The following is a 3,134-nucleotide window of genomic DNA, read 5'->3' as shown; positions in this document are numbered from 1 at the left end:
GCCACCAGGCTCAGCGCCAGGCCCTTCTCGCCGGCGCGGCCGCTGCGGCCGATGCGGTGGATATGCACCTCGGCATCGCGGCTCAGCTCGACGTTGATCACCAGCTCCAGGCCGGCGATGTCCAGGCCGCGGGCGGCCACGTCGGTGGCCACCAGCACGCTGAGGCTGCGATTGGCGAACAGTGCCAGGATCTGGTCGCGCTCGCGTTGCTCCAGATCACCGTGCAGGGCGGCGGCGGAGATCTTTTCCGCTTCCAGCTGCGCGGCCAGCTCGTCGCACTGCTGGCGGGTGGCGCAGAAGGCCACCGCCGGCTGCTTGCGAAAATGCCGCAGCAGGGTGCTCACCGCTTCCAGGCGCTGGCCCGGGGCGATCTCGTAGAAACGCTGCTCGATCTGCCCGTCGTCGTGCTGGGCCTCGACTTCGACCCGCTCCGGGCTGCGCAGAAAGCGCGCGGCGAGCTGCTCGATGCCGGCCGGGTAGGTGGCGGAGAACAGCAGGGTCTGCCGCCGCGCCGGGGTCTGCTCGATGATCTCGGCGATGCTGTCGATAAAGCCCATGTCGAGCATGCGGTCGGCCTCGTCGAGCACCAGGGTGTTGAGGCCGTCGACCTTCAGCGTGCCCTTGCGCAGGTGCTCCTGCACCCGCCCCGGGGTGCCGACTATGACGTGGGCGCCGTGCTCCAGCGAGCCGATCTGCGGGCCGAAGGGCACGCCGCCACAGAGAGTCAGCACCTTGACGTTGTCGGCGGCGCGGGCCAGGCGGCGGATTTCCTTGGCCACCTGGTCGGCCAGCTCGCGGGTGGGGCACAGCACCAGCGCCTGGCAGCCGAAATAGCGCGGATTGAGCGGGTGCAGCAGGCCGAGGGCGAAGGCCGCGGTCTTGCCGCTGCCGGTCTTGGCCTGGGCGATCAGGTCGCGGCCCTTGAGGATGCTTGGCAGGCTGGCGGCCTGGATCGGCGTCATCTCGGCATAGCCGATGGCGGCGAGGTTGGCCTGCATGGCGGCGGACAGGGGCAGGCTGGCGAAATCGGTGGCGGTCACGGCAAGGGGCTCGGGGCTGGCGAAACAGGCCGGCAGTGTAGCAGGCCGGCCTAGTCTTCCGCTGACACCTCGAGGCGCCGCGCGCGGCGGCCGTCGGCCGGGTCGAGCTGCAGGAATATCGCCGCGCCCAGCATCGACAGCAGGCCGACGCACAGGTAGGTGGCCTGGAACGCCTGCAGCAACTGGCCCTCGCCGCCGAATTCGCGGCTGAAGCCGCCCAGCAGCGCCGCCGAAGCCGCCACCCCCAGGCCCATGGCCAGCTGCACCACCACCGACAGCAGGCTGTTGCCGCTGCTGGCGTCGCGGTTGTCCAGGTCGATCAGGGTGACGGTGTTCATCGCGGTGAACTGCAGCGAGTTGACCGCGCCGATCAGGCCCAGATGGACGATCAGCTGCAGCAGCGCGGTGTCCGCATCGACCAGGGCCAGGCTGGCGATCAGCACGCCGAGCAGCAGGGTGTTGCCGGTGAGGATGCGGCGGTAGCCGAGGCGCTCGATCAGCGGCTTGGCCAGGGGTTTGACCGCCATCGCCGCCAGTGCCAGGGGGATCAGGCTCATGCCGGCCTGTGCCGGCGAGTAGCCCATCGCCAGTTGCAGCAGCAGCGGGGTGAGAAAGGGCAGGGCGCCGCTGCCGAGGCGGGCGAACAGGTTGCCGATGATGCCCACGGCGAAGCCGCGGGTACGGAACAGGCTGGGGGCGAACAGCGGCTGCTCGATGCGCCCGGCGCGCAGCCAGTAGGCGGCCAGGCAGGCCAGGCCGCCGAGCAGCAGGAGCATCACCCGCATGGTCGGCAGGTGCAGCTCGCCCAGGCCTTCCAGGGCCACGGTGATCAGCAGCATGGCGGCGCCGAACAGCACAAAGCCCGGGGTGTCGAAGCGGCTGCGGCTCGGCCCGCGCAGGTCCGGCATATGCCGCAGCGCTGCCCAGCAGCCGAGCAGGCCGACCGGCAGGTTGATCAGGAAGATCCAGTGCCAGCTGGCCACCTCCACCAGCCAGCCGCCCAGGCTCGGGCCGAGCAGCGGGCCGAGCAGGCCGGGCAGGGTGACGAAGCTCATGATCCGCACCAGCTCCGAGCGCGGGTAGGCGCGCAGCACCACCAGGCGCCCGACCGGCATCATCAGCGCGCCGCCGAGGCCCTGCACGATGCGTGCGCCGACCAGCATGGGCAGGGAGGTGGACAGGGCGCACAGCAGCGAACCGAGGCTGAACAGGGCGATGGCGCCAAAGAAGATGCGCCGCGTGCCGAAGCGGTCGGCGATCCAGCCCGAGGCGGGGATCAGCAGGGCCACGGTGAGCATGTAGGCGATCACCACCGACTGCATGCGCAGCGGGTTTTCGGCCAGGTCGGCGGCCATGGCCGGCAGCGCGGTGTTGAGGATGGTGCCGTCCAGCGTCTGCATGAAGAAGGCGATGGCGACTATCCAGGGCAGCAGGCGGGCGGTGCGTGGGTCGAGCGGGGCGGGGTCGGTCATGGGCTCCTCGCAGGTGGCAGCCGGCACTGTAGAGCCTGGCGGCGCATTCGGCCAGGGCGCTGCTAGGCTTGTCGCTAAACAAGGCTCCCCGACTCGGGGTAAGGACGGCGGCATGCGCTGGGTTCCGCTATGGCTCGCTCTGGTCGCTCCCGCCCTGCTGGCGGCGCCCTGGTTTCCCTATCCGGTGCAGGTCGACGGCCAGGCGCGCGAGTACCGGGCGCTGGCGAAAGCCGAGCGGCCGTGGCGCATCTGCGCCCTGTTGCCGCACGGCAAGGATCGCTACTGGTGGGGGGTGGCCTGGGGCCTGGACCAGGAGGCGCGGCGTCTCGGCGTGCAGCTGGGCATCTACGAGGCCGGCGGCTACGAGCACGGGCCGGTGCAGCTGGAGCAGTTCGAGCATTGCGTGGCGCTGGGCGCCGAGGCCTTCCTGCTGGCCAGCATCAATACCCTCGACCTGTGCCCGGCGGTGGCCGAGCAGCGCGCCGCCGGGCGGCCGGTGATCGACCTGGTCAATCGCCTCGACTGCACCGACCTCAGCGCGCGCTCGCGGGTGGATTTCGCCGACATGGCCGCGGCCACCCTGGCCTACGCGGTGCAGCACGGCGGCGGCCGGCCGCTGCGC

At 71.1% G+C, this 3,134-nt stretch carries 2 protein-coding genes and 1 pseudogene; 1 reads left to right on the top strand and 2 read right to left on the bottom strand.

Translation table 11 applies throughout. The annotated features are described in order from the left end of the window. Positions 1 to 1,040, bottom strand: a 1,040-nt coding sequence (dbpA, locus tag N878_RS16260; protein WP_021444666.1) for an ATP-dependent RNA helicase DbpA, incomplete at its 3' end; no start/stop codon positions are given. A 50-nt stretch (positions 1,041 to 1,090) separates the two neighbouring features. After that, a complete protein-coding gene (gene mdtD / locus N878_RS16255) occupies positions 1,091 to 2,512 on the bottom strand; it encodes a multidrug transporter subunit MdtD (RefSeq protein WP_021444665.1) in 1,422 nt (473 codons plus the stop codon). Between the two features lie 112 nt (positions 2,513 to 2,624). Here mdtD and N878_RS16250 point away from each other — a divergent pair. After that, positions 2,625 to 3,134: pseudogene (locus N878_RS16250) on the top strand (TMAO reductase system protein TorT); the annotation flags it as partial.

Origin of the sequence: Pseudomonas sp. EGD-AK9, from assembly GCF_000465935.2 — a bacterium.
Lineage (GTDB): Bacteria > Pseudomonadota > Gammaproteobacteria > Pseudomonadales > Pseudomonadaceae > Aquipseudomonas.
This window is presented reverse-complemented; position numbering and strand designations above follow the sequence as displayed.